1 protein-coding gene is annotated in these 376 nt (G+C 58.2%); it reads right to left on the bottom strand.

What is annotated here, in order from left to right:
* On the bottom strand, positions 1-376 hold a 376-nt coding region (locus tag Q4563_RS16955; protein ID WP_303605323.1), incomplete at both ends, for a DUF1826 domain-containing protein.

Raw genomic sequence — 376 nt, 5'->3', positions numbered from 1 at the left:
ACATGGAAGCGGGGGCACATGGCCTGCTGCAACGACACCAGACGAATATACATCGCCGGAGGCTCAAACAGCGCCGCAAAAATGCCAATATGCTGGCTCAACCAGCGGGCCAGTACATCGGCGTGCTGCAAGGTGGTCGGCAAGCTGCTGTTCAGCCCTTGCACCAGCTCCGCTTCGGTACCCGATAACGCCAGCCGGAAACCCGGCTGGGTCAGTGCCAGATACTGACAATCCGCTCGTAACTGTTGTCGCTCCAGCTCAGAAAAACCTTCATGTGCCGACTCAGGCAGAATGGCGATATTGATGTCCGGTTCATACAGGCGCTGCAGTTCGACAATATGGCCCACGGTCAGGCTGCGCAGCAGCGGTGTTTCGG

Source organism: Gilvimarinus sp. 1_MG-2023 (assembly GCF_030548285.1).
Note: the sequence above shows the minus strand (reverse complement) of the source record. Positions and strands in the feature narration are given on the sequence as shown.